This is a genomic window from Pseudoduganella sp. LjRoot289 (assembly GCF_964252925.1).
Classification (GTDB): Bacteria; Pseudomonadota; Gammaproteobacteria; order Burkholderiales; family Burkholderiaceae_D; genus Rugamonas.
Window position 1 is genome coordinate 5055242 of the sequence record NZ_CAXUPN020000001.1, and the last position, 24914, is coordinate 5080155.

21 protein-coding genes are annotated in these 24914 nt (G+C 66.6%); 16 read left to right on the top strand and 5 right to left on the bottom strand.

Going from position 1 to position 24914, the window contains the following annotated elements; all coding sequences use genetic code 11:
• Window positions 1-25 precede the first annotated feature (25 nt).
• The 4 genes from ACSQ8Y_RS21695 to ACSQ8Y_RS21710 are packed head-to-tail and all read right to left on the bottom strand — an operon-like array spanning window position 26 to window position 4175.
• Window positions 26-736, bottom strand: a complete 711-nt coding sequence (locus ACSQ8Y_RS21695) for an ABC transporter ATP-binding protein (RefSeq protein ID WP_436268493.1) — start codon at window positions 734-736, stop codon at window positions 26-28.
• Window positions 736-1506 carry an ABC transporter ATP-binding protein gene (locus ACSQ8Y_RS21700; protein ID WP_436268494.1) on the bottom strand — a complete coding sequence of 257 codons (771 nt, stop codon included), beginning with the start codon at window positions 1504-1506 and terminating at the stop codon, window positions 736-738. Before ACSQ8Y_RS21700 ends, ACSQ8Y_RS21695 begins: the two co-directional genes overlap by 1 nt.
• A 48-nt stretch (window positions 1507-1554) precedes the next feature.
• Window positions 1555-2709 (bottom strand): iron-containing alcohol dehydrogenase, encoded by a 1155-nt coding sequence (locus ACSQ8Y_RS21705; RefSeq protein WP_436268495.1) that lies wholly within the window; start codon window positions 2707-2709, stop codon window positions 1555-1557.
• 17 nt (window positions 2710-2726) lie between these two features.
• A complete protein-coding gene (locus tag ACSQ8Y_RS21710; protein ID WP_436268496.1) occupies window positions 2727-4175 on the bottom strand; it encodes an NAD-dependent succinate-semialdehyde dehydrogenase in 1449 nt (482 codons plus the stop codon).
• Between the two features lie 175 nt (window positions 4176-4350).
• Here ACSQ8Y_RS21710 and ACSQ8Y_RS21715 point away from each other — a divergent pair, with 175 nt between their 5' ends.
• The 12 genes from ACSQ8Y_RS21715 (at window position 4351) to chrA (ending at window position 19184) form a co-directional block, all read left to right on the top strand.
• The gene (locus ACSQ8Y_RS21715) at window positions 4351-5187 is read left to right on the top strand and encodes an IclR family transcriptional regulator (protein WP_436268497.1); all 837 of its coding nucleotides are present in this window, start codon (window positions 4351-4353) and stop codon (window positions 5185-5187) included.
• Between the two features lie 56 nt (window positions 5188-5243).
• On the top strand, window positions 5244-5633 hold the full coding sequence (locus ACSQ8Y_RS21720; protein ID WP_436268498.1) for a hypothetical protein: 390 nt from the start codon (window positions 5244-5246) through the stop codon (window positions 5631-5633).
• Window positions 5634-5705: 72 nt separating this feature from the next.
• Window positions 5706-7019 (top strand): TolC family protein, encoded by a 1314-nt coding sequence (locus ACSQ8Y_RS21725; RefSeq protein WP_436268499.1) that lies wholly within the window; start codon window positions 5706-5708, stop codon window positions 7017-7019.
• Window positions 7016-8581, top strand: a complete 1566-nt coding sequence (locus ACSQ8Y_RS21730) for an efflux RND transporter periplasmic adaptor subunit (protein WP_436268500.1) — start codon at window positions 7016-7018, stop codon at window positions 8579-8581. The genes ACSQ8Y_RS21725 and ACSQ8Y_RS21730 overlap by 4 nt, the downstream gene beginning before the upstream one ends.
• Window positions 8578-11703, top strand: a complete 3126-nt coding sequence (locus ACSQ8Y_RS21735) for an efflux RND transporter permease subunit (protein WP_436268501.1) — start codon at window positions 8578-8580, stop codon at window positions 11701-11703. The genes ACSQ8Y_RS21730 and ACSQ8Y_RS21735 overlap by 4 nt, the downstream gene beginning before the upstream one ends.
• Window positions 11704-11888: 185 nt before the next feature.
• Window positions 11889-12758: a hypothetical protein gene (locus ACSQ8Y_RS21740; RefSeq protein ID WP_436268502.1), complete on the top strand. Its 870-nt coding sequence runs from the start codon at window positions 11889-11891 to the stop codon at window positions 12756-12758.
• A gap of 9 nt (window positions 12759-12767) precedes the next feature.
• On the top strand, window positions 12768-13610 hold the full coding sequence (locus ACSQ8Y_RS21745; RefSeq protein ID WP_436268503.1) for a hypothetical protein: 843 nt from the start codon (window positions 12768-12770) through the stop codon (window positions 13608-13610).
• A gap of 49 nt (window positions 13611-13659) precedes the next feature.
• A complete protein-coding gene (locus ACSQ8Y_RS21750) occupies window positions 13660-14397 on the top strand; it encodes a DUF6345 domain-containing protein (protein WP_436268504.1) in 738 nt (245 codons plus the stop codon).
• Window positions 14398-14419: 22 nt separating this feature from the next.
• The gene (locus tag ACSQ8Y_RS21755) at window positions 14420-15319 is read left to right on the top strand and encodes a hypothetical protein (protein ID WP_436268505.1); all 900 of its coding nucleotides are present in this window, start codon (window positions 14420-14422) and stop codon (window positions 15317-15319) included.
• Window positions 15320-15651: 332 nt separating this feature from the next.
• Entirely contained in the window at window positions 15652-16947 is a 1296-nt protein-coding gene (locus ACSQ8Y_RS21760) for an NRAMP family divalent metal transporter (protein ID WP_436268506.1), read from the top strand.
• 92 nt (window positions 16948-17039) lie between these two features.
• The gene (locus ACSQ8Y_RS21765) at window positions 17040-17819 is read left to right on the top strand and encodes a substrate-binding periplasmic protein (RefSeq protein WP_436268507.1); all 780 of its coding nucleotides are present in this window, start codon (window positions 17040-17042) and stop codon (window positions 17817-17819) included.
• 18 nt (window positions 17820-17837) lie between these two features.
• The gene (gene chrA / locus ACSQ8Y_RS21770; RefSeq protein ID WP_436268508.1) at window positions 17838-19184 is read left to right on the top strand and encodes a chromate efflux transporter; all 1347 of its coding nucleotides are present in this window, start codon (window positions 17838-17840) and stop codon (window positions 19182-19184) included.
• A 21-nt stretch (window positions 19185-19205) separates the two neighbouring features.
• Here the strand turns inward: chrA and ACSQ8Y_RS21775 are convergent, their stop codons facing one another.
• Window positions 19206-20297, bottom strand: a complete 1092-nt coding sequence (locus tag ACSQ8Y_RS21775) for a sulfite oxidase (protein WP_436268509.1) — start codon at window positions 20295-20297, stop codon at window positions 19206-19208.
• A 238-nt stretch (window positions 20298-20535) separates the two neighbouring features.
• Here ACSQ8Y_RS21775 and ACSQ8Y_RS21780 point away from each other — a divergent pair, with 238 nt between their 5' ends.
• From ACSQ8Y_RS21780 to ACSQ8Y_RS21795, 4 genes are all read left to right on the top strand, one after another.
• On the top strand, window positions 20536-22044 hold the full coding sequence (locus ACSQ8Y_RS21780; RefSeq protein WP_436268510.1) for a DUF4331 domain-containing protein: 1509 nt from the start codon (window positions 20536-20538) through the stop codon (window positions 22042-22044).
• 10 nt (window positions 22045-22054) lie between these two features.
• Complete coding sequence (locus tag ACSQ8Y_RS21785) at window positions 22055-22294, top strand: hypothetical protein (RefSeq protein ID WP_436268511.1); 240 nt, start codon at window positions 22055-22057, stop codon at window positions 22292-22294.
• A gap of 103 nt (window positions 22295-22397) precedes the next feature.
• A complete protein-coding gene (locus tag ACSQ8Y_RS21790) occupies window positions 22398-23711 on the top strand; it encodes a hypothetical protein (RefSeq protein WP_436268512.1) in 1314 nt (437 codons plus the stop codon).
• Window positions 23708-24913, top strand: a complete 1206-nt coding sequence (locus tag ACSQ8Y_RS21795) for a HupE/UreJ family protein (RefSeq protein ID WP_436268513.1) — start codon at window positions 23708-23710, stop codon at window positions 24911-24913. Before ACSQ8Y_RS21790 ends, ACSQ8Y_RS21795 begins: the two co-directional genes overlap by 4 nt.
• The last annotated feature ends 1 nt before the right edge of the window (window position 24914 follow it).

The following is a 24914-nucleotide window of genomic DNA, read 5'->3' on the forward strand; positions in this document are numbered from 1 at the left end:
TATTGTTGTGCTACTGCCCTGAGGCTTACACGCCCAGCAGTTCGTTTAGAATCGGCATTTTCGATTGCAGTTCGGACGAGGCAAAGGACTCGACGATCTCGCCGTGTTCCATCACATAGAACCGGTCCGCCAGCGGCGCGGCAAAACGGAAGTTCTGCTCCACCATCACGATGGTGTAGCCCTTGGACTTGAGCGAGGTGATCATGCGCGCCAGGGCCTGCACGATCACCGGCGCGAGTCCTTCGGATATCTCGTCGAGCAGCAGCAGCCTGGCGCCCGTGCGCAGAATGCGCCCCACTGCCAGCATTTGTTGCTCGCCGCCGGACAGGCGCGTGCCCTGGCTGTGGCGGCGTTCCCGCAAGTTAGGGAACATCTCGTAGATTTCTTCGATCGGCATGCCCCGCTCCGTCTTCGACACGGCGGGCGGCAGCAGCAGGTTCTCTTCCGTGGACAGCGAAGAGAAAATGCCGCGCTCCTCCGGGCAGTAGCCGATGCCCAGATGCGCCACCTTGTGCGTGGGCAGGCCGACCGACTCGACGCCGTTGACCTTGATCGAGCCCGTGCGCTCACCGGTCAGGCCCATGATGGCCCGCAGCGTGGTAGTGCGCCCGGCGCCGTTGCGGCCCAGCAGTGTCACCACTTCGCCCGGCCGCACCACGAGATTGACGTCATGCAGAATGTGGGATTCGCCGTACCAGGCCTGCAGCTTACGGATTTCCAGTGCGGGTGCGCCCATCAATGCCCTCCTTCCAGCGCGCCGGCGCTGGTGCCCATATAGGCTTCCATCACCTGGGGGTTGTTCGATACTTCCTCATAGCTTCCCTCGGCCAGCAAGGCGCCGCGCTGCAACACCGAGATCTTGTCGCAGATGCCGGACACCACGCTCATGTTGTGCTCCACCATCAAAATCGTGCGGTTGGCGGAAACCCGCTTGATCAACTCGGTCACCCGGTGCACGTCTTCGTGGCCCATGCCCTGCGTCGGCTCATCGAGCAGCATCAGTTCCGGCTCCATGGCCAGCGTGGTGGCGATTTCCAGCGCGCGCTTGCGGCCGTAGGGCAGATCCGCCGTCACCGTATCGGCGTAGCTTTCCAGGTCGACCGTCGCCAGCAATTCGCGGGCGCGGTCGTTGAGCTTGTAAAGCGTCGTCTCGCTCTTCCAGAAATGGAATGAAGTCCCGAGCGCGCGCTGCAAGCCGATGCGCACGTTTTCCAGCACCGTCAGGTGAGGGAATACGGCGGAAATCTGGAAGGAACGGATCACGCCGCGATCGGCGATCCGCTCCGGCTTCAAGCCGGTGATGTCCTGTCCCTTGTAAAGGATGGCGCCTGAGGTCGGCGTCAGGAACTTGGTCAGCAAATTAAAACAGGTGGTCTTGCCGGCGCCGTTCGGCCCGATCAGCGCATGGATATGACCCCGCTTGACCTTCAAATTGACTTCATTAACGGCCGTAAATCCCCTGAACTGTTTCGTCAGGTTGCGCGTCTCCAAGATGACGTCTGTCATCGCTCCTCCAGTAGTGTCGATGGATGCCCGTGCGGGCAAGAATGGCTGTCAGAACGCCGCTTGATAAATGGCCAAGGCGTCACTTTCCGTGACCTCGCGCGGATTGTTGGCGAGCAGGCGGGTTTGCAGCATGGCGCTTTCCGCCAAGCGCGGCAGGTCGGTCACCTTGACCCCCACCTGCCGCAGCGTCGTCACGATCCGGGTTGCCTCGGCAAGCCCCTCCAGGTACCGGATGAGCGCCAGCGCGCGCGCTTCGGTGCTTCCCGTACAGCCCGGCACCGCCACGTCAGCAAGCTCGGCATAGAGCGCGTGCGCAACGGGCAGATTGAAACGCAGCACATGCGGCAGGACCAGCACATTGGATGCGCCGTGCGGAACGTGGAATATCCCGCCCAGCGGGTAGGCCAGCGCATGCACTGCGGCCACCGGCGCGTTGGCGAACGCCTGCCCTGCCAGCATGGCGCCCAGCAGCATGGCTTCACGCGCGCGATGGTTGCTGCCATCCTGGCATGCAGGCAGCAGGTTGCCTGTCATGATTTTGATTGCCTGAACCGCAAACATGTCCGACATCGGATTTTTACGGACCCGGCTGGTGTAGGCCTCGATCGCGTGCACCATCGCATCCATGCCGGTCGCCGCCGTGAACTTGGGCGGCAGACCAACCGTCAGTTCGGCATCGAGAATGGCAAGGTCGGCGTACAAATGCGGCGAAACGATACCGGCCTTGGTGGTTTCGCCGGTGGTGACGATGGAAATCGGCGTCACTTCGGAACCCGTGCCGGCAGTGGTAGGAATTTGCACCAGCGGCAAGCGCGGTCCTGTCACCTTGCCCACGCCATACATATCCTCAAGCGGCTGTTCGGACGCCGCAAGGACCGCAATCAGCTTGGCCACGTCCAATGACGATCCGCCACCGAGGCCCAGAATAATTTCCGCCCCGGCTGCACGGGCGCGGACGGCCGCGGCCAGGACCACCGCTTCCGGCGGGTCGGCCACCACGTCGTCGATGACGCACACTGCCCAGCCTTCCTCGCGCAAGCTGGCCAGCGCCGCGTCGAGCAGGCCGCTGTTGTGGAGGTAAGCATCGGTGACCAGGCACAGACGGCGCAGCGGATAACGTTCCCGCAAGATGGCGCCGAGCCGGCGCGCGCCGCCGAACTCGATAATGAAGCTCGGGACGGTTTGAAATTCGAAGTTAGTCATGTCTCTTCCAGTCAGCACTAGAGCTGCTCGCACAGGTATTTGATCTCGAGGTATTCGTCGATGCCGTGATGGGAACCTTCGCGTCCCAGGCCCGATTGCTTGATGCCGCCAAAGGGCGCGACTTCATTGGAAATGACGCCGGTATTGATCCCCAGCATGCCGCATTCCAGGGCTTCGGCAACGCGGCGGCGCCGGCCGAGGTCGTTGGTGTAGAGGTAAGCGGCCAGGCCGAACTCGGTGTCGTTCGCCATCCCGATGGCTTCGGCTTCGGTACTGAAGCGGAATACCGCAGCAACCGGCCCGAATATCTCTTCCCGGGCAAGCCGCATTGCCGGCGTGACGTCCACCAGCACCGTCGGCTGGAAGAAGTTGCCGCCGGCGGCGTGGCGCCCGCCGCCCGTCAACACAGTGGCGCCACACTCGCGGGCGTCGCCGATCAGCGCTTCCACTTTGGCCAGCGCCCGGCTGTCGATCAGCGGGCCCTGCGTCACGTCCGCTTCCAGGCCATTGCCCACCTTGAGCGTGCGCACCCGGTTGGCAAGCGCAATCGTGAACTGGTCGTAGACGGTATCCTGCACCAGGAAACGGTTGACGCACACACAGGTTTGGCCACTGTTGCGGAACTTGGCCTTGATGGCGCCGTCCACGGCCCGCTCGATGTCCGCATCGTCGAACACGATGAACGGCGCGTTGCCGCCAAGTTCAAGCGACAGGCGCTTGATGGTCGGCGCCGACTGGGCCATCAGCAGGCGGCCCACCTCGGTCGAGCCGGTAAACGACAGCTTGCGCACGTCCGGGCTAGAGGTCATGACGCCACCGATAGCCCTCGAGTCGCCCGCCAGTACTTGCAGCACGCCGCCCGGAATGCCGGCCCGCTCGGCAAGCGCGGCCAGCGCAAGCGCCGACAGCGGCGTCAACTCGGCCGGTTTGACGATCATGGCACAGCCCGCTGCCAGGGCAGGCGCCACTTTGCGGGTGATCATTGCGGCCGGGAAGTTCCAGGGGGTGATCGCTGCACAGACCCCCACTGGCTGCTTGAGTACGGTAATTTGCTGGTTTCTCTCGGGGTGGGGCAGGATTTCGCCGGCGATGCGTTTGGCCTCTTCCGCATACCATTCCACGAACGACGCCGCATACTGGATCTCGGCCTTGGCCTCGCTCAAGGGCTTGCCCTGCTCCAGCGTCATGATGAGCGCAAGGTCGTCAATATTGGCCAGGATGGCGTTGAACCAGGCCCGCAGCAGCCCCGCCCGCTCTTTGCCGCTCAGGAGCTGCCATTCCTTTTGGGCAGCAAGGGCATGAGCGACCGCGCGCTGCGTCTCGGCCGCGCCCAAGGCTGCCACATTGACCAGCAGCTCGCCAGTTGCTGGGTTGCAAACCGCCAGCGTTTTGCCATCGTCGGCGCCTATCCATTGACCGCCGACATAAGCGCGCTCGCGGAGCAAGCTTGAATCCTTCAGTATCATTTCGTCTCCATTGTCCCGTATGCGGGATGCTGTTCTGTACCCGGGATGACAGAATCATAGAAGACGTTTTCGTGGCGGTCAATCACTATTTTTCGTGCGCTCGTGCGAAAATCGCGCTTATTTCAACGGCCAAGCGTTCCGCTTTTGGCCTATTTGTTCAGCAAAGTGATCCACTATGTCTTCCAGTCCGGTTCCCGGGTCTTCCATCGTCAGCGCCTCCTCTGAGGCGCTCGACACGCCGCAGGCAGCCAAGAACTTGGCGCCCGCGGTGATGAAAGCGGCGCAAATCCTTGATGTATTTGCCCAGAGCAGTGCGCCGATTTCGCTGGCGGAATTGGCGCGTACCGTTGATCTTCCGAAGAGCACGCTGCACACGCTGTGCAACACACTGGTTCATCTACGCCTGCTTAACCGGCTTGAAACAGGCCAGATGTCATTTGGGCCGCACGTGATGACCTGGGCGAACGCATTCCTCTCCCGTAGCGACGTGACGCAGGAGTTCTTCTCGGTTTGGAACGAAGTCAATGTGCTGCCACAAGAGACCATCACGCTGTCCGTACTTGACGGCGGCAGCGTGATCTATATCGCGTGCCGCAACGGAAATCGACCGCTCGGCGTTACCTTCCGCATCGGCATGCGCTTGCCTGCACCCTACACGGCGACGGGCAAGGCCATACTGAGCACCCTGCCTGAACATGAAATCAGCGCGCTGTATTCGGAGGACTGGCCAGAACCGCTAACGCCGGCAGGAACCCCGAGTCTCCCTGCATTCCTCGATGAAATGCGTGAAGTACGGGAGCGGGGTTTCTCCGTCGACGATGGCGAGGTGCGCGAGGGCATGCATTGCTTTGGCGCGCCGGTGTTCGACTCGACCGGAGGGCGTGCGGTGGCAGGGGTTGCAGTCAGTATGCTGTCGCAGGAAATCACCCCGGAGACCGAGCTGGCGGCCGGCAATGCCATTCGCCTGATTGCGGATCGCTTGTCCAAGAGACTGGGCGCGAACGTTCGATAGATCAGCCACAGGCCTTGCGTTTGATATGGCCGGGCCCATGATATGATCAGAACAGTATGCAACCGTCCCGCACCACGCGCCTTGTCGCCGCCCTCATCACCATGTTCAGCCTGCTGTTCGCCCAGCTCGCTGTCGCGGCGTATGCTTGCCCCGACCTGACGATGTCCTCCATGTCGGCAAAGGCCGCGCAGGATGCCATGCCCGGCTGCGCGGACATGGATATGGCACAGCCGGGATTGTGCCAAGCGCATTGCGCCAGCGGACACCAGTCCCTGGACACGCCCCCCGCCCCGCATGTCCCGGCTTTCGTATCGGGCGGCCTGGTCGCCGTGGTTGCAGTTGCTGACCGCGTATTCTCCACGGCCCCGCCGCCGCTGAGCAGCCCGCTGCTGACGCGTACCACTGCGCCCCCCCTGGCGATACGCCACTGCTGTTTCCGCATTTAACTCCAGAAATACAGAATCCAATGCCACGCCCGCGCAGGGCGTGTCGTTTCCATTCGCTTTCTGGAGTCTCCCATGTCCGTAACACATCCCACGCCAGCGCCGGCAGGCGCACCGGCGTCCCTATTCCTGCGCGCGGCGGGCGCCACCCTTGTGAGCGCCGGCCTGCTGCTGTCGCCCTGTTCCGCCGCCCCGGCGCTGACCTTGCCCGAGGCGCAGAGGCTGGCCCTGCAGCGCTCGCGGCAACTGGCCGCCCACGACTCGTCCCTTGATGCGGCGCGCCAGATGGCGGTTGCGGCGGGCCAGCTCCCCGATCCTGTATTGAAGGCCGGCATCGACAATCTGCCGGTCAGCGGCGCCGACCGTTTCAGCCTGGGCCAGGACTTCATGACGATGCGGCGCATCGGCATCTCACAGGAGCTCACCGGCGCGGACAAGCGCCGGCGCCGCGCCGCGCTATATGAGCAGGAAGGAGCCAAGGCCCTGGCGGCGAAAAGGGCCACCGCCGCCGGCATCGAGCGTGAGACGGCATGGGCCTGGCTGGAACTCCACTTTGCGATCAAGGCGGAGCGGCTGATCGCGGCGCAGGCGATCCAGACACGCAACGAAGTCGAGGCCGCCGAGGGCGCATACCGCGGCGCGCGGGCCAGCCTTGCGGACGTTTCCGCTGCGCGCATGGCATTGGCCCTGGCTGAAAACCAGGCCACCGAAGGCTCCCGCCGCAGGCGCAACGCCACCGTCATGCTGGGCCGCTGGACAGGCACGGATGCAGGCGCCGAACTGGCGGAGTTGCCGCCTATGGCACACATCGGCCTGGATCCGGCCACCCTCGAGGCCACGCTGGCCGGCCACCCCGACCTCGCGGTGCTTGCCCAGCAAGAGCGCATCGCCCGGGCCGAGGCTGACCTGGCCGACGCCAACCGCAAGGCGGACTGGAACGTCGAGCTTGCGTTCCAGCAGCGTGGACAGGGCTATTCGAACATGGTGTCGGTCGGCGTTTCGGTGCCGCTGCAGTGGGACCGGGGGCGGCGCCAGGACCGTGAACTGGGGGCAAAGCTGGCGCTGGCAGAAGCGGCAAGCGCGGAGCGCGAGGAAGCGCTGCGCGCCCGCCTGGCCGAGACCCAAGCCTTGCTGGGTGAATGGGAAAGCGGTCGCGAGCGTCACCTGCGCTTCGAACGGGATGTCTTGCCGCTGGCGCGGCAGCGCAGTGTAGCGGCGCTGGCGGCCTACCGGGGCGGCAAGACGTCCTTGACCGATGTGCTCGCGTCCAGGCGAGACGAGCTCGACGCTACCCTGCAGGGTTTGCAGTTGCAAGCGCAAACGGCCCGCGTGTGGGCCCAGCTCACTTACCTGATCCCATCGCCCCAGGCAGATAAGGACATCAAATGAACAAGCGGCAGCGCATCACCCTCATGACGCTGGCGGCCATCCTTGCCTTCGGCGCCGGCTGCTATGCCGCCTACCAGGCCGGCGTCCGGCACGGCATGCCGGCGGCGCCGGCCAGCCCCGCCACGGCGGACGCAGGCGCGGGCGCCGGCGGCAAGAAGCCGCTGTACTGGCACGATCCCATGTATCCGGCCCAGAAGTTCGACCGGCCCGGCAAATCGCCTTTCATGGACATGCAGCTGGTGCCGGTGTACGGCGACGACGCAAGCGGCGGCGCGGCCGTGTCCATCAGCCCTGGTGTGCAGCAAAACCTCGGCGTGCGCCTGGGCGAAGTCACCGAAGGCGTCATGGCCTCCGACCTGGTGGCGAGCGGCAACGTCGCGTACAACGAGCGCGACGTGGTGCTGGTGCAAGCCAGGAGTGCCGGCTTTATCGAGCGCCAGTATGTGCGCGCGCCACTCGATCCAGTGCGCAAGGGGCAACCGCTGCTTGAACTGTATGTGCCGGACTGGGTGGCCGCTCAAGAAGAATTCCTGTCGGCCAGACGCTTGCAAGGCGGCGGCACGGCGGGCATCGTCGACGCCGCAAGGCAGCGCATGCGGCTGGCCGGCATGCCGGAGGACCTGATCCGGCAAGTGGAAGGAAGCGGCGCCGTGCGCGCGCGCGCGACCTTGACCGCGCCGGCGGGCGGCGTGGTCTCCGAACTGGCGGCGCGCGAAGGCATGACGGTGGCGCCCGGCGCGACGCTGTTCCGCATCAACGGCACCGGCACCGTCTGGGTGCTGGCCGACATCCCGGAAACTGCAGTGGCACAGGTGCAGCCCGGGCTGGCCGTGGAAGCGGGCACGCCGGCATTGCCGGGTGTCGTCTTCAAGGGCAAGGTGAACGCGCTGCTGCCCCGGGTCGACGGCGCCACGCGCACGCTGCAGGCGCGCATCGAATTGGCGAACCCGTCGGCGCAGCTGGTGCCGGGCATGTTCGCGACCGTGAAGTTCGCACGCGCCGCCGGCGGCCGTGTGCTGCAAGTGCCGGCAGAGGCCGTCATACGCACCGGCACCCGCAACGCGGTCATGCTGGCCCAGCCGGGCGGCAAGTTTCTGCCGGCTGAAGTGGAAACCGGCGCCGAGGCCGGTGGCATGGTCGAAATCCGCAAAGGCTTGCAGCGCGGCCAGCAAGTCGTCGTGTCCGGCCAGTTCCTCATCGATTCCGAGGCCAGCCTCAAAGGAACGGCGAACCGTATGGCAGGAGAGGCGGGAGAGGCCGGGGCGGCCGCTTCCGCCGCGCCCGGTCCGCGCCACCATGCGGAAGGACGGGTCGAGCGCATCGCGGACGGCAAAGTGACGATCTCGCACGGGCCGGTCGCCTCGCTGCAGTGGGGGCCGATGACGATGGACTTCGACGCGCCCCCTGGCGGCTTGCCGCGCAATGTCGCCACGGGCGACGCGGTCTCGTTCGACTTCCGGCAGCGCGCCGACGGCGGCTTCGCGCTGATCGCCATTGCGCCGACCAGCGCGGCACCGGCCAGCGTTTCGCCAGCCAGCAAGTCGCCGGAAGCGCCGAAATGATCGCGCGCCTGATACGCTGGTCCATCGCGAACCGCTTCCTGGTGCTGCTGGGGACCGTCCTGCTGACCGCGTGGGGAATCTGGTCGCTGCAGCGCACGCCGCTGGACGCGATCCCCGACCTGTCCGACGTGCAGGTCATCATCCGCACCAGCTATCCCGGCCAGGCGCCGCAGATCGTCGAGAACCAGGTGACCTATCCGCTCACCACCACCATGCTCTCGGTGCCGGGCGCGAAGACGGTGCGCGGCTACTCCTTCTTCGGCGACTCCTTCGTCTACGTGCTGTTCGAGGACGGCACGGACCCGTATTGGGCGCGTTCGCGCGTGCTGGAATACCTGAACCAGGCGCAGTCGCGCCTGCCCGCGCAGGCCAAGCCGTCGCTGGGCCCGGACGCGACCGGGGTGGGCTGGATCTACGAGTACGCGCTGGTGGACCGCAGCGGCAAGCATGACCTGTCCCAGCTGCGTGCGCTGCAGGACTGGTTCCTCAAGTTCGAACTGAAGACGGTACCCAACGTGTCGGAAGTCGCCAGCGTGGGCGGCATGGTGCGGCAATACCAGATCGTGCTGGACCCGGAGCGCCTGCGCGCCTACCGCATCCCGCACGGCAAGGTGATCGAAGCCGTGCAGCGCGCGAACCAGGAGGGCGGCGGCTCCGTCCTGGAACTCGGCGAGGCCGAGTACATGGTGCGCGCCTCCGGCTACCTGCGCTCGCTGGACGATTTCCGCAACGTGCCGCTGCAAGTGAGCGAAGCCGGCGTGCCGGTCAAGCTGGGCGACGTGGCGCATATCCAGATCGGCCCGGAAACACGGCGCGGCATCGCCGACCTGGACGGCGAAGGCGAAGTCGCCGGCGGCGTGATCGTGATGCGTTCCGGGAAAAACGCGCTGGAGACCATCGCCGCCGTCAAAGCCAAGCTGGAAAAGCTCAAGGCCAGCCTTCCCCCCGGCGTGGAAGTGGTGCCCGTGTATGACCGCTCGCACCTGATCGAACGCGCGGTGGAAAACTTGCAGCACAAGCTGATCGAGGAGTTCATCGTGGTGGCGGTGGTATGCGCCATCTTCCTGTTCCACATCCGCTCGGCCCTGGTGGCGATCGTCTCGCTCCCGCTCGGCATTCTCGCCGCCTTCATCGTCATGCACTACCAGGGCGTGAATGCGAACATCATGTCCTTGGGCGGGATTGCGATTGCCATCGGCGCGATGGTCGATGCCGCCGTCGTGATGATAGAGAACGCGCACAAGCATATCGAGGCCTGGCATCGCGCGTATCCGGACCGCAAGCTGGACGGCGACGAGCACTGGCGGGTGGTCGGCGACGCGGCGGCGGAAGTCGGGCCCGCGCTGTTCTTTTCACTGCTGATCATCGTGCTGTCCTTCATCCCGGTCTTCACGCTGGAAGCGCAGGAGGGGCGCTTGTTCGCGCCGCTGGCCTTCACCAAGACCTACGCCATGGCGGCGGCGGCGGGCCTGGCCGTGACGCTGATCCCCGTACTGATGGGCTACCTGATACGCGGCCGCATTCCCGAAGAGCACAGCAATCCGCTGAACCGCTTGCTGATCGCCCTGTACCGGCCGGTGCTGGAGCGGGTGCTGCGCTATCCGAAGGCGACGCTGCTGGTGGCCGGCCTGATGGTGCTGGCCACGCTGTGGCCGATGGCGCGCCTGGGCGGCGAATTCATGCCGCCGCTGGACGAGGGCGATCTGCTGTACATGCCGTCGGCCCTGCCCGGCATCGGCGCCGGCAAGGTGGCGCAGCTGTTGCAGCAGACCGACCGTCTGATCAAGACGGTACCCGAAGTGCACAGCGTGTTCGGCAAGGCGGGCCGCGCGGAATCGGCCACAGATCCGGCGCCGCTGGAGATGTTCGAGACCACCATCCAGTTCAAGCCGCGCGATCAGTGGCGCCCAGGCATGACGCCCGACAAGCTGGTGCAGGAACTGGACCGCGTCGTCAAAGTGCCCGGGCTGTCCAATATCTGGGTGCCGCCGATCCGCAACCGCATCGACATGCTGGCAACCGGCATCAAGAGCCCGGTGGGGGTCAAGGTGGCCGGGGCCAGCCTGCAGGAGATCGACCGCATCACCGGCGAAATCGAACGCGCCGTCAAAAAGGTGGACGGGGTCTCGTCGGCGCTGGCAGAGCGCCTCAACGGCGGGCGCTACATCGACGTGCAGATCGACCGCCCGGCGGCGGCACGCTACGGCCTGAACGTGGCGGACGTGCAAAGCGTGGTGTCGAGCGCGATCGGCGGGGACAATGTGGGCGAAACCGTCGAGGGATTGCAGCGCTTCCCGATCAATGTGCGCTATCCGCGCGAAGTGCGCGATTCCGTGGACAAGCTGCGCGCACTGCCGGTGCTGACCGAGCGCGGCGCGCAAATCCGGCTCGGCGACGTTGCCGCGATCCGCATCCAGGACGGGCCGCCCATGCTCAAGAGCGAAAACGCCAGGCTGTCGGGTTGGGTGTTCATCGACATCCGCGACCGCGACCTGCGCTCGGCGGTGCGCGACATGCAGCGGGCGGTGGCGAAAGCAGTGGCGCTGCCGGCGGGCTATTCGGTCTCCTGGTCCGGCCAGTTCGAGTACCTGGAACGCGCCAGCGCGAAACTGAAGGTGGTGGTGCCCGCGACCTTGCTGATCATTTTGGTGCTGCTGTATCTCACCTTCAAGCGGCTGGACGAGGCGGTCCTGATCATGGCCACGCTGCCGTTCGCGCTGGCCGGCGGCGTCTGGCTGCTGTGGCTGCTGGGGCACCATGTGTCTGTGGCGAGCGGGGTCGGCTTCATTGCGCTGGCCGGCGTGTCGGCTGAATTCGGCGTCATCATGCTGCTCTACCTGAAGCACGCATGGGAAGGCCGCCAACAGGCCGGCACAACGGGCGAGCTCGATCTGCGGGACGCGATCCGCGAAGGCGCCGTGCTCCGGGTGCGCCCCAAGGCCATGACGGTGGCGGTGATCGTGGCCGGGCTGCTGCCGGTGATGATAGGCGCGGGCACCGGCTCGGAGGTGATGCAGCGCATCGCCGCGCCCATGGTGGGGGGCATGATCACGGCGCCGCTGCTGTCGATGCTGGTCGTCCCCGCGCTCTATCTGCTGCTGCGCCGGCGCCAAGCGGGCTAGCCAGGCAGGCGGCGGGCAATTTGCCGCGGCGCTTTGCGCTAGCACAAGGTCGGCTCAAATATTCGTCTTGTGACTTGGCCGGCGGCGGCATAGAGTTTAAATGACGCCGCAGCGCGTTTCACGTTGCGACACCGCTGCGGCAACGCTGCGACACCCTGTCCCGGCTGCGACGGAGGAGAAGACTCATGGATGCACGGCCGACGCATGATGGCAAGCCTACACGAGCGCTGGTCGCGCTTGCGCTCCTTGCTACCGGTGTGACCGGGTATCTGTTGGGATCGGGTCGGCTGCGCTTCGACCCGGTCTCGAAGATGCCGCTGACGTCGGGCCCGCCTGCATTCGATCCCGTATCGGTACAGCGCGTGCCTCAGGTCAATCTTGCTGCGGACACGATCGACGCCTTCGTGCGCTGGGTGGCTGCGACCCCTGGCGCCAATGTTCAAGACGTGCGCGACGCCATCGCAGCGGCCCGCACAGACGACGCAGTGGTGCATGCGCTGATTGCGAACCTCTTCAATCTGCCGACCAGCGACATCGGCCAACATCTGCTTCTGCTGGCGATCGTCGGGGAGATGCGCCAGCCTGCGTTTTCCGAACCACTGGTGGAGTTTATCGGCCTCGCACCGGGCAGCATCGTGGGCGATGTGTCGAATCAGCATGCGTGCGGCACGAGCATTTCGCACATCGATGCAGCCGCGCTGCTGAAGGCCAGAGCGGTGGAAATGCTCGCGTTTCTTCGGACCAGCGAGGCGTTCGAGGCGGTGCTGGGATTTGCTCGCTATCACGAGTCGCGTGTCGTGCGCATTGCGGCCCTCGACGCGTATATTTACAACCACGAGGACAGCCCCGACGCCATCGAGCGGGCCCGCGCGACGGCTCGCCGCAACGAAGCGAAGTTCGTCGGGCTTCCCCGATTTACGCGCGACAGCAATCCGGCGCAATTCGCCGAGAAAATGGCCGCCTTCTACGAGCAGCACCCGGAGGAGCGGCCGCCGGTGCCGCACTTCGCGCGCGGGCCCACCCGGCAGTCGCCGCAACCGCGCCCGCCGCAGTGAGGAACAACCATGTCGTACCCAAGCGAACCCGGCTTTCCATCCGACCCGCCTCCGTCCTTTCCCGTGCATTGCGCAGCCGGCGCGAACGTTGAAGAAATGACGGTGGCCGGCCTCTATGGCGGATGCTGGCGAGAGCTATACGTCTGGGTGTGGGGCGCCTACGACCTCACCGACCCCACCTGGTATCAGGACGGTCTGGCGGATGCGTGCAACGTCACCCTGCCGTTCGCCAAGGTCGTCAACGCCGCCTTCCTCATCAACTATGCGCTGAGCGACAATCTCGCATTGCAGTGGCACTCGACCGAGGACTACCGGAGCTCGTCGCGCGCGGCGGATAACCGCTTCCATGGGCCGTTCTATACCCGGCTCGGTACGACCGGCGCCCCCGATGGCACAACCGAGGCCCAGGCCCAGACGGGCCGCTTCCTGGCGCGGGACCGCACCAACCTCTACTGCCGTTTGTTCAGCGCTGGTTCGCCGAGCGACTCCGCGAGCAATCGCGCGGCGGTCATGGTGCACGAGTCCTGGCACCACTGGCAGTACAAACACGACTTCAAGACCTCGCATATCAAGATCGGATCGCCTCCGGCCGACGCGGACTGGTTCTACCCGCACCGAGTGAGTGATTTCGACTTCGGCTTCCTGCATGGCTACGACACGGACCCGAACCACTTGCTGTTCCACTCGCCATACCAGATGGCGGTCGAGTTCGACGCCGATCTTGCCGAGATGTCGCAGCCGTGGGTGCCGCTGGTGGTGACGCAGGCGGCGCGCGCCTTCGGCAACACGCGCCTAGGCTCCCAGTTCGCGAACACGGTCGCGTACCGGATCGGCAACCCGCGTCCCTTCTGAAGCAGGAATTCGAACCGGAGGCCGCATGGCAAACAGTGTGAGAGTAGGCGTGGAATGGATCAACATTTACCCGCAGCACGACGCTGAGTGCCCGGCAGTCCCCAATCTCAGCTTTATGGACGACGTCGCGGAAGGCTTCCTTCTCGCCATGCGCTCGTGCGGCCACGCCGACATTTTCGACTGGGGCGATGACAACGCGTGGTCGTCGGACTTCGACCATCCCGACTTCGGCGGCGATTCGCTGCGCTGGAGCGACGACGTCCACTTCTGCTATGTGGCCGGGCATGGCGGCCCCACCTTCTCAAACGACCCGTTCAAGGCGTTTAACATCGGGTTTTCGTCGCGGCATATCAATCCAGGTGTGCTGAAGTGCAGGGCGATCAGTTCGAACTGGAGGCTCGGTTCGAAGCGGCTCAAGTGGTTCGTGCTCGACAGCTGCAACATCGTCTCCGACACGGTCGCCGCGCACGTGGTCAAGTTGTGGGGCGGGCCCATGCAGGGCCTGCATCTGCTGCTTGGATTCATAGGTCTCGGCCGCATCTGGCCGAGCACGCGGAACCGCCGGATCTCCTTCGCCCTCGATATTTGCCGGGGCATGCCGATCGCGAATGCCTGGATCGACACCGCGTACGTCCTGGAGAGTCCGGGCCAAGCGGTGCGTCCGATCGCGATTGCCGCAGGCGCCACCCGCGACGAAGCCGTCGCGCGGCGGGAAGGCGAAACGCTGGACTGGCTCTGGTCTGACGTCCGTGCAAGCAACTGGCTCGCATGGAAATGGCGCGACTGACGGCGCCTAAGGGGGGCATACGATGTTTACGTTCGAGGTATCGTGCAAACCGCCAGACGTCGCGCAGGAGCGCGTGCACATCTTCCGGCTGGCGCCGCCGCGGGTCAGCCAGAAAACGGTGCTGGCGCATGCGCGGCGGCTCGGACTTAAAGCCAGCACGAAGGCCGGCACGCTATGCCAGGACGCGCGCCAGATCATCTACAGCGAGGGGTCCTGCAAGATTGTGGCCCATCACGCATCCGGCGGTGTGCGCTTTTTCGACCAGGCGCGCTGGCAGGTTGACGACGGCACGTCCCACGTCGAGTTCGATGACAAGACGGCGATCAGCATGGCCGAGCGCTTCATCGCGACGCACTCGGTCGTCCCAGTTGCCGACTGCAAGGTGCTGCGCGTGACGCGTCTCAACGTCGGTATCGCGGAGAAGGAAACTGGGTTCTCCGAGCACCGCGTCGTCGACGTGGGCGTGGTGTTCGCGCGTGTCGTCGATGGCATCCCCGTCGAGGGGCCGGGGGGCAAGGCGATGGTGTACATCGACGCCAAGGGCAATCTCACGGGGATCGACTGCCTTTGGCGAGACGTCCGGGAGATCCACACCGACCACGTCCCGTTGCGCTCGCCGGACGAGGTCCTGAAAGAAGCGGCCCGGGAGTGGGACATCGAGGGCAGCGGCCGCGTGACCGTGGACGACTTCCGCTTCGGCTATTTCGAGCAGGAATGGGACGTGGCGCAGCGCTACCTTCAGCCTGTTTACATGCTCTCGATGACCGTTACCGCCACCGAAGGCGAGCAGGCGGGGCAAGCCACCATGCGATCCGGTTACCTGGGCGCAGCGGCCGTCGAGTCGCCGGAGAGGCTGATGCCGCGGCGTCCGGCCGCTTCCCCGCAGGCAGCGCGGCAACGCTATAGCACGCAGGGTTTGTAACTGCAATTGACAAATACGGCATTCAGCCTTATCTTTCGGCTGTTTCCATTTCCGGGGTCCCTCATGGGTACTTGTTCGTGTCATAGTTGCCGCCAGACTGATACTGGCACCGCCTCGTCAAGATAACAGCAGCCCCCTGCCGTCATCTTGCTCAACGCGGATGATGGCGTCCCCGGCGAACCGCAGTTTGCCCCGCACCCATCGAATTCCTGCCGCCACCGCGGCGCGCCCGCCGTTGCGCTCCGTATGGACGCAGTGCACGGCGCGCGCCGGCGCGTCGCGGCCCTTCCCTTGTTACGCCCGTCCGCGGGCGTTCTATTGCTGGAAAAATCATGTTGAACACCAATCCAACCGTCGCGGCGCGCGCCCGCACGCCATCCGCCACCTGGCTGAGCAAACTCGGCCCCGGCCTCATCACCGGCGCGGCGGACGACGATCCGAGCGGCATCGCCACCTATTCCCAGGCCGGTGCGCAGTTCGGCCTGAGCATGCTGTGGACCATCTTGTTCACCTACCCGCTGATGGTGGGCATCCAGGTTGTCAGCGCCAAGATCGGCCGGGTCAGCGGCAAGGGCCTGGCCGGCAATATCCGCGAACATTTCCCGGCCTGGCTGGTGTACGCCATCGTGGGCCTGCTGCTGGTCGCCAACACCATCAACATCGCCGCCGACGTGTCGGCGATGGGCGAGGCGATGACGCTGATCGCGGGCGGCCAGCCGCACTGGTACACCGCCTTGTTCGGCCTGGTCTCCCTGCTGCTGCAGGTGTTCATCCCCTACCGCCGCTATGTGCATTTCCTGAAGTGGCTCACGCTCGCGCTGCTGGCCTACGTCGCCACCATATTGACGATCAGCGTGCCCTGGCTGGCGGTGGCGCGCGCCGCCGTGTTGCCGCAGCTGGAATGGTCGCCGGCCTACGTCACCACCATGGTGGCGGTGTTCGGCACGACCATCAGTCCCTATCTGTTCTTCTGGCAGGCCTCCCAGGAAGTCGAGGAACTGCAAGCGTGTCCGAATTCGCAGCCGCTGCGCGAGGCGCCCGGCCAGGCCCGCGCCAATTTTCACAGGATCAAGGTGGACACGGTGATCGGCATGGGGTTCTCGAACCTGGTGGCATTCTTCATCATGCTCACGACGGCGGTGACCTTGCACATGCACGGCGTGCACGACATCGACACCTCGGCCCAGGCGGCGGCGGCGTTGCGTCCGCTGGCCGGGGAGTTCGCCTTCGCCCTGTTCAGCGCCGGCATCATCGGCACCGGCCTGCTGGCGGTGCCGGTGCTGGCCGGTTCCGCCGCGTATGCGATGGCGGGCGCCTTGCGCTGGAAAAAGGGCTTGGAGCACCCGCCGTCCCAAGCCAGGAAGTTTTACAGCATCATCGCCATCTCCACCCTGGCCGGTATCGCCCTCGGGTTCACGGAGATCGATCCGATCAAGGCGCTGTACTGGAGCGCTGTCGTCAACGGCGTGATATCGGTACCCATCATGGCAGTGATGATGCTGATGGCCGGCCGCACCAGCATCATGGGCAAATTCGTGGTCAAGGGGCGCTTGAGATTATTGGGCTGGGGCGCGACCGGGGTGATGGCCCTGGCGGTATTGACCATGTTCTGGATCATGGCCAAATGATCAATATTCAAAAATTCAAGGGCGAATCCGCCATATCCGGCCTGCGCCAAAACGCATAACAGGCGGCGCGCGAACAGGCATAGAATGGGCGCATGGACACTCCCGGAATACAAGCCGCCCTCCGCCCGATGCTGCTGGCGCTGCTCGCGTGCGCCTGCGCCGCCGGCCAGGTGCGCGCCCAGGAGGCAGCCCGGCCGCCGCTGCGCTTCCTCGTGGTGGAGGGCCACGCGATGCCGCTGGGGGAGAGTCCGCGCGGCGCGCTGGGCGCGGGCATCATCCGCGAATGGCAGGACGCGCTGGCCGCCCAGTTGGGACGCACGCCCGTCAACCTGGTGCTGCCGCGCAAACGGCAGGACCAGGCCGTGGCCCAGAACAAGGTGGACCTGCGCTGCTTCGTCAGCCCTGAGTGGCTGACGAAGGAAGCGATCGCCGAATACGACTGGCCCGCGCCCTTCCTGGCGGTCGAGGAACGCGTCGTCACGGCCGCCGGCGCCGCGCCGCTGCGCAGCCTGGACGAACTGGCAGGGAAAACCATAGGCACCGTGCACGGCTACCAGTACCGCAGCCTGGCGCCGCTGTTCGAGACCAGGCGCGCGCGGCGCGACGACGCCCCGTCCGAGGCGGCCCTGCTGCTCAAGCAACTGGCCGGCCGCACCGACGTCTCCGTCATGCGCGCCCTCGATTTCGCCTACCTGCAAAGGCGCGACCCGCGCCTGTCCCGCCTCGCGCTGTCGCCGCTGGTGGTGAGCAGCTTCTCGATGTACTGCGCGCGCACCAAATACGGCAGCGTCACGCTGGAGGCGCTGTCTGCGGCGCAGGAAAAACTGCTGCAAGCTGGCGTGATGGACAGGATACTGCAAAAGCACAAATAACAACGTTAAGATGGCGGCATGCAGACGCCCATTCCAGCCCCCACCTCCACACCTGCCCCAGTCAGCTTCCGCTCAGCGTTCATGTTCTGGCTCAAGCTCGGTTTCATCAGCTTCGGCGGCCCGGCCGGGCAGATCGCCATCATGCACCAGGAACTGGTCGAGCGCCGCCGCTGGATCTCGGAACGGCGCTTCCTGCACGCCCTCAATTACTGCATGCTGCTGCCCGGACCGGAAGCGCAGCAGCTGGCCACCTACATCGGCTGGCTGATGCACCGCGGCTGGGGCGGTATCGTGGCCGGCGCGCTGTTCGTGCTGCCGTCGCTGCTGATATTGACGGTGCTGTCCTGGATCTACATCGCCTTTGGCGACCTGCCGTTGGTGGCCGGGCTGTTCTACGGCATCAAGCCGGCCGTCACCGCCATTGTGCTGCAGGCGGCGCACCGTATCGGCAGCCGCGCGCTCAAGAACAGCTGGATGTGGGGCATCGCGGCCGCGTCCTTCGCCGCCATCTTCGGCGCCGGCGTGCCCTTCCCCGCCATCGTGGCGGCCGCCGCGCTGACCGGCTACGTGGGCGGACGCGTGGCGCCGGACCGTTTCCAGGCAGGCGGCGGCCATGGCGCGGCCAGCCACTCCTTCGGCCCCGCGCTGATCGACGACCACACCCCGCCGCCCGAGCACGCGCGCTTCCGCTGGCGCAGCCTGGCGCGCATCGCCACCGCCGGCGCCGCGCTATGGGCGGTGCCGATGGCGGCGCTGACCGCCGTCTTCGGCTGGCAGCACACGTTGACGCAAATGGGCTGGTTCTTCAGCAAGGCCGCGCTGCTCACCTTCGGCGGCGCCTACGCGGTACTGCCCTATGTCTACCAGGGCGCGGTCGAGCAGCACGGCTGGCTATCCGCGGCGCAGATGATGGATGGCCTGGCGCTCGGAGAAACGACGCCCGGTCCCTTGATCATGGTGGTGGCCTTCGTCGCCTTCGTGGGCGGCTACCTGCAGGCCGTATTCGGCCCGCACGCGCTGTTCCTCGCCGGCGCCGCGGCGGCTGCGCTGGTGACGTGGTTCACCTTCCTGCCCTCCTTCGTGTTCATCCTGGCCGGCGGCCCGCTGGTCGAAGCGACGCACGGCGACCTGAAATTCACCGCCCCGCTGACCGCCATCACGGCCGCCGTGGTGGGCGTGATCGCCAACCTGGCGCTGTTCTTCGGCTACCACGTGCTGTGGCCGCAAGGCTTTGCCGGCCGCTTCGACTGGCTCTCCGCGCTGATCGCCATCGGCGCCGCCATCGCCCTGCTGCGCTACCAGCGCAATGTCATGCACGTGATCGCCGCGTGCGCGCTGATCGGACTGCTGCAGCAGCTGGCCTGAAGCGCGCCCAGGCGGCCCGCATCAGGCCACCGTCACTTGCACGGCATGGTCGCGCCAACTGGTGTTGCCGTAGCCGTGCACATTCTCGATCCGGGATTCAGGCTGCCGGCAGCCCGTGCTGTCCTCGGCGCGCGACACCAGCGTGTGCGTGCCCGCCCCAAGCTGCACCGCCGCCTCGAACCGGCGCCACGCGTAGCGGCCCGGCTCCGGTCCGGTGAAGCGCGCTTCTTGCCAGCTCCGGCCGCCGTCGGCCGACACGTCGACGCGCTTGACCGGGTGCAGGCCGCCGAAGGCCACGCCCTCGACCACGTGCCGGCCCGGCGCCAGCGCGCCGCCTTCAGGCAGCGGGCCACTGATCCACGACTTCACTCCCATCTCCCACATCGATGGATCGCTGGGGACGCTCTCCCGGCCCGGCGCCGTCATGCGGTAGCTGCGCTGCTGGATCTCCGCCCCGCTCTGCTCCGCCGTGAAGGCCAGGCGCTTGATGTATTTGATGTGGTTCACACCCATGTAGCCGGGCACGATCAGCCGCAAAGGGCCGCCGTGGGCCAGCGGTATCGGCCCGCCGTTCATGTCCCACGCCAGCAAGGCCTCGCCCATGGCCTCGGCCGGCATCGAGCGCTCGACCACCACCGTGAGCGGATCGACGCCGTCCGGCAGCGCTTCGCCGCCGGTGCCGGTCATGTATTTCAAGCCCGGGAGCGCGCCGCCCAGCGCCTGCACCAGCGCGCGCACCGGTACGCCGCGCCACTGCACGCAAGCGGCCGCGCCGACCAGCCAGGGGCTGCCGGCAGGCTCGCTGGGGAACATGCCGCGCCCGTTTCCTGAACACTGCAGCACCATGGCCACGCTCTGCGCGTCGAATTCCTTGAGCTCCTTCAAACGCAGCGCGCGCGGATTTCTCACGCCGTCCACCCGCAGGGACCAGGTGTCGCGGTTGGCCACGATGCACGCGTCGGGCACCGGCAGGTTGTTGCGGATGAAGACATGTTCGGCAGGCGTGATGGGGCTGGCGCCCAGCACCGCGCGCCGGGTTTCCAAAGCGTCCGGCCCGTGCACGATCAGCGCGGCGGCATCCTTCCATGCGGCGAAGGCGGGCAGCGGTTTCATCGTGCGGCTACAGGCGAACAAGGTTTCATATCGATATCCTCATCTCTTCAGCAGCTTCATGGCACGGAGTCAGTGCCGGGCCCGCCCAAGCATACAACAGTCCAGAGACCAGAACGCCGCGTCCATGCCGCCGCCGTGTTTTTGTACTTTTTTGCCCTTTTTTGAATCCGGTCCTCGCCGCGCCGCGTATATGCCCATGCAGCACTTCCCCGGACCAGCTATTCAAAGGAGAAACAGCATGGCAATTACCAATACCTATCCGCTGCGGGCCGCCGTGATCGTCGGCCTGATCGCAGCGGCCCTGGCGCAACAAGCGGCGGCGTCCAGCCACCGCGAGGCGCCCTTCATCACCAGGCAGCCGAAAGTGGACGCAACCGACTTCTACATGTTCCGCAGCTACGAGCCGGGGCGTGAGAAATTCGTCACCCTGATCGCCAACTACGTGCCCCTGCAGGACGCCTACGGCGGCCCGAACTTCTTCACCATGGACCCGGACTCGCTGTACGAGATCCACATCGACAACGACGGCGACGCCAGGGAAGACCTGACCTTCCAGTTCCGCTTTTCCAACACCAACAAGGACACCCAACTCACCGTGGGCGGCAAGAAAGTATCGATCCCGCTGGTGATCAACGGCGGCGCCATCAACGGCGTCAACCCGGCCGGCATCAATGTGCGCGAGACTTATAGCGTGAACGTGGTGCGCGGCGACCGGCGCGGCGGCAAGCGGGCCGCCGTCACCAACGCGGCCGGCGGCGGCGCCAGCTTCGACAAACCGATCGACAACATCGGCAACAAGGCCATCCCGGACTACGCGGCCTACGCCGCCAAGCACGTCTACGCGGTCAACATTCCCGGCTGCGCCACGCCGGCCCGCATGTTCGTCGGCCAGCGCAAAGATCCTTTCGTGGTCAACCTGGGCGAGACCTTCGACCTGATCAACATCAAGGCGCCGGCCGTCGAGTTCCTGGCGGGGGCCGAGAAGAACGCCAGGGACGACCTGGACGACAAGAACGTCACCGCCATCGAACTGGAAGTGGCGGCCGACTGCCTGACCGCCGCCAACGGCGCCGGCGCGGACCCCGTCATCGGCGGCTGGACCACGGCCAGCATGCGCCAGGGGCGCTTGCTCAATCCGGCGCCCGGCGGCGGCACAGGCGCGTCCAGGGAAGGCGGCGCCTGGACCCAGGTGTCGCGCCTGGGCGCGCCGCTGGTCAATGAACTGGTGATCGGCCTGAAGGACAAGGACAGGTTCAACCACAGCAAGCCTTCCGGCGACGGCCAGTTCGCCGACTACGTGACCAACCCGACGCTGCCCGCGCTGGTGGAGATCCTGTACGGCAGCGCCGGCGCCAAGGCGCCCACCAACTTCCCGCGCAACGACCTTGTGGCGGCCTTCCTGACCGGCGTGAAAGGCCTGAACCAGCCGGCCAAGGTCACCCCCGCCGAGATGCTGCGCCTGAACACCTCGGTCGCCATTACCGCCAGCGGCGCGCAAAAGCGCCTGGGCGTGATCGACGGCGACAACGCCGGCTTCCCCAACGGCCGCCGCCCCGGCGACGACGTGGTGGACATCGCGCTGCGCGTGGTGATGGGCAAGCTGTGCACGCTGAACCTGGGCTGCACCCCGGCCGACGCGCCGGCCGGCGCATTGCGCTTCACCGACGGCGCCTACCTGGACGAGAGTTTCGTCAACACCAGCTTCCCGTACCTGAAAACGCCGCTGCCAGGCTCACCGCAGAAATAAGGGGAACGCCATGAAAACACTCGTTCTGATCGCCTCCGCCGTGCTGCTCAGCGCCTGCGGCGGCAGCCACGGCACCGATGGCGGCACTGCTGCGCCGCCCGTGATCCCGCCGCCGGTGACTCTGGCCGACACCTTCTACTCGGCGGTGCTGGCCGTGGTCGGCGCCGCGCCGGACGACCAGGAACCGTCCGCCACCGATAGCGCGGTGCTGACCGCGCCTGAAGACAGCGAACCGGCGGCGCTGCAATAAGCGGCAGCGCTACCTCCGGCAATGCCGTCATCGGCAGTGCTGTTATCAAGCGGCGCGGCAACGGCACTGCCGGCGGCGCCGCGCTGACAAGCCAGGGGCAACCATGTACCAGACCACGCTCAAGTTCGCGGCGGCGGCCGCGCCGCCTTTCAGCGCCGTCGCGCTGTCGGCCTTCCTCACGCTGCACGCGCCGGCCGTGCAAGCCGCGCCGCACTTGCCACGCTCGGGCACCGAGGTGATCGAAACGCTGCCGCGCCGCGGTGATCCGCTGCAGCAGGAACTGCGGCGCATGCGCTCCAGGTTGGCGGCCGCGCCGGACGACGCGCAACTGGCCGCCACGCTGGCGCAGCGCTACATCTCCATCGGCCGCAGCGAGTCGGACCCGCGCTACTTCGGCTATGCGCAAGCGGCGCTGGCGCCATGGTGGCGCCAGCCCGCACCGCCGGCCGCCGTGCGCCTGCTGCGCGCCATCCTGTTACAGAACACGCACCGCTTCCAGCCCGCCATGGCCGATCTGGACGCCGTGACGGCGGCCGAACCGGCCAATGCGCAAGCCTGGCTCACGCGCGCGACGGTGCAGGCGGTGCTGGGCCGCTACGGCGCGGCCACCGCCAGCTGCGCACGCCTGTCCGCGCTGGCGGAGCAACTGGCCGGCATCGCCTGCCTGAGCAATGTGTCCGGCGTCACCGGTCGTCTGCTCCAGAGCGACGCGCTGCTCGCCACCACCCTGCAGCGCAACGCGGACACCGCGCCGGAGTTGCGGCTCTGGGCCTTGACGCTGCTGGCCGAGATGGCGACCCGCCGTGGCGACGCCGGCTTGGCCGAGGCGCGCTACAAAACCGCGCTCGCGCTGGCCCCGCGCGACAGCTACCTGCTGGGCGCCTACGCCGACTTCCTGCTCGACCGCCAGCGCGGTGCGGAAGCGACAGAACTCCTGAAAGACCAGCACCGTATCGACGGCCTGCTGCTGCGCCATGCGCTCGCATTGAAGCAGATCCAGCAGAGCCAGCAAGGCCGGCATCGCGACCGGCGCCAGGCCGCCGGCGCCGCCGCCAGCACGGAACTGGCTGACGCCATCAACGAGCTGCATGCCCGCTTCGCTGCCGCCGCGCTGCGCGGCGACAGCGTGCACCAGCGCGAGCAGGCGCGCTACGAACTGCACCTGCGCGGCGACGTCGGGGCGGCGCTGGCGCTGGCGCAGCAGAACTGGGCGGTGCAGAAGGAGCCCGCCGACCTGCGCATCTTGCTGGAAGCGGCGCACGCCGCCGGTGACCGCAGCGCCGCCGCACCGGCGCTGGCGTGGATGGCCCGGAGCGGGCTGGAAGACATTGCCATCGCGCCGCTGGCCGCGCAGCTCGGCATACAGCCAGCGAAACCTGCCCTCCAGCTGCAAAGCCAGGCGAAAGGCCGGCCATGATGCGCCGCCTGCTCATTGCCTGTCTGCTGCTGTGCGGCGCCACCGCCCCGGCCCACGGCCACAAACCCAGCGACAGCTATCTCACGCTGCGCGCCGACGGCCAGCGCATCGAGGGCCAGTGGGATATCGCACTGCGCGACCTGGACTACGCGCTTGGCCTGGACAGCGACGGCGACGGCCAGCTGACCTGGGACGAAGTACGCGAACACCATCACCAGATTGCCGCCTACGCGCTGGCCCGCCTGACACTGGCCTCCACGGAGGCGGGGGCGGCGACGGGTGCCAGCAGCGCCGGCGACGCGAGCGCGAACTCAGCCGGAGCCGTGGCCGGAGCCACAGCCTCGGCCCTGCCTGCCGCTACGCCCTGTGCAATTTCCGCAGGCGAGCAACTGATCGACCGCCACACCGACGGTGCTTACACCGTGCTGCGTTTCAGCGCCTTCTGCCCCACCGCGCCGGTTGCGCTGCGCATCGGCTACCGTCTGTTCGCCGACACCGACCCGCAGCACAAGGGCCTGCTGCGCCTGGAGCGCGGCGGGGCGACCGTCAGCGCCATCTTCGGCGCCGGCCAGGCCGAGCAAACGGTGCAGCTGGCGCACGCTTCCCGCTATGCGCAGTTCGCCGCCTACCTGAAGCACGGTGTCTGGCACATCTGGATAGGCTACGACCACATCCTGTTCCTGTTGTCGCTGCTGCTGCCGGCCGTGCTGGTCTGGCGCGACCGCGCCTGGCACCAGGCGCCGGACTTCAAGGCCGCCGCCATCGACGTGCTGAAGACCGTCAGCGCCTTCACACTGGCGCACTCGATCACCCTCAGCCTGGCCGCGCTGAACCTGGTGTCGCTGCCGTCGCGCCTGGTCGAGTCGCTCATCGCCGCCTCGGTGATCGCCGCCGCCCTGAACAACCTCATGCCTGTCGTGCGCGGCCGGCGCTGGGCGGGCGCTCTCGCATTCGGCCTGATCCACGGCTTCGGCTTCGCCAGCGTGCTGGGCGACCTCGGCCTGCCGCAAGGCGCGCTGATGCTGGCGCTGCTGGGCTTCAACGCGGGCGTGGAAGTGGGCCAGCTGGCCATCGTGGCCGCCTTCCTGCCGCTGGCCTTCATGCTGCGCGCCACCTGGTTCTACCGCCGCCTTGTATTCACGGGCGGTTCCGCCCTGATCGCGGCGGCGGCCTGCGTGTGGCTGGGCGAACGGGCCTTCTAGA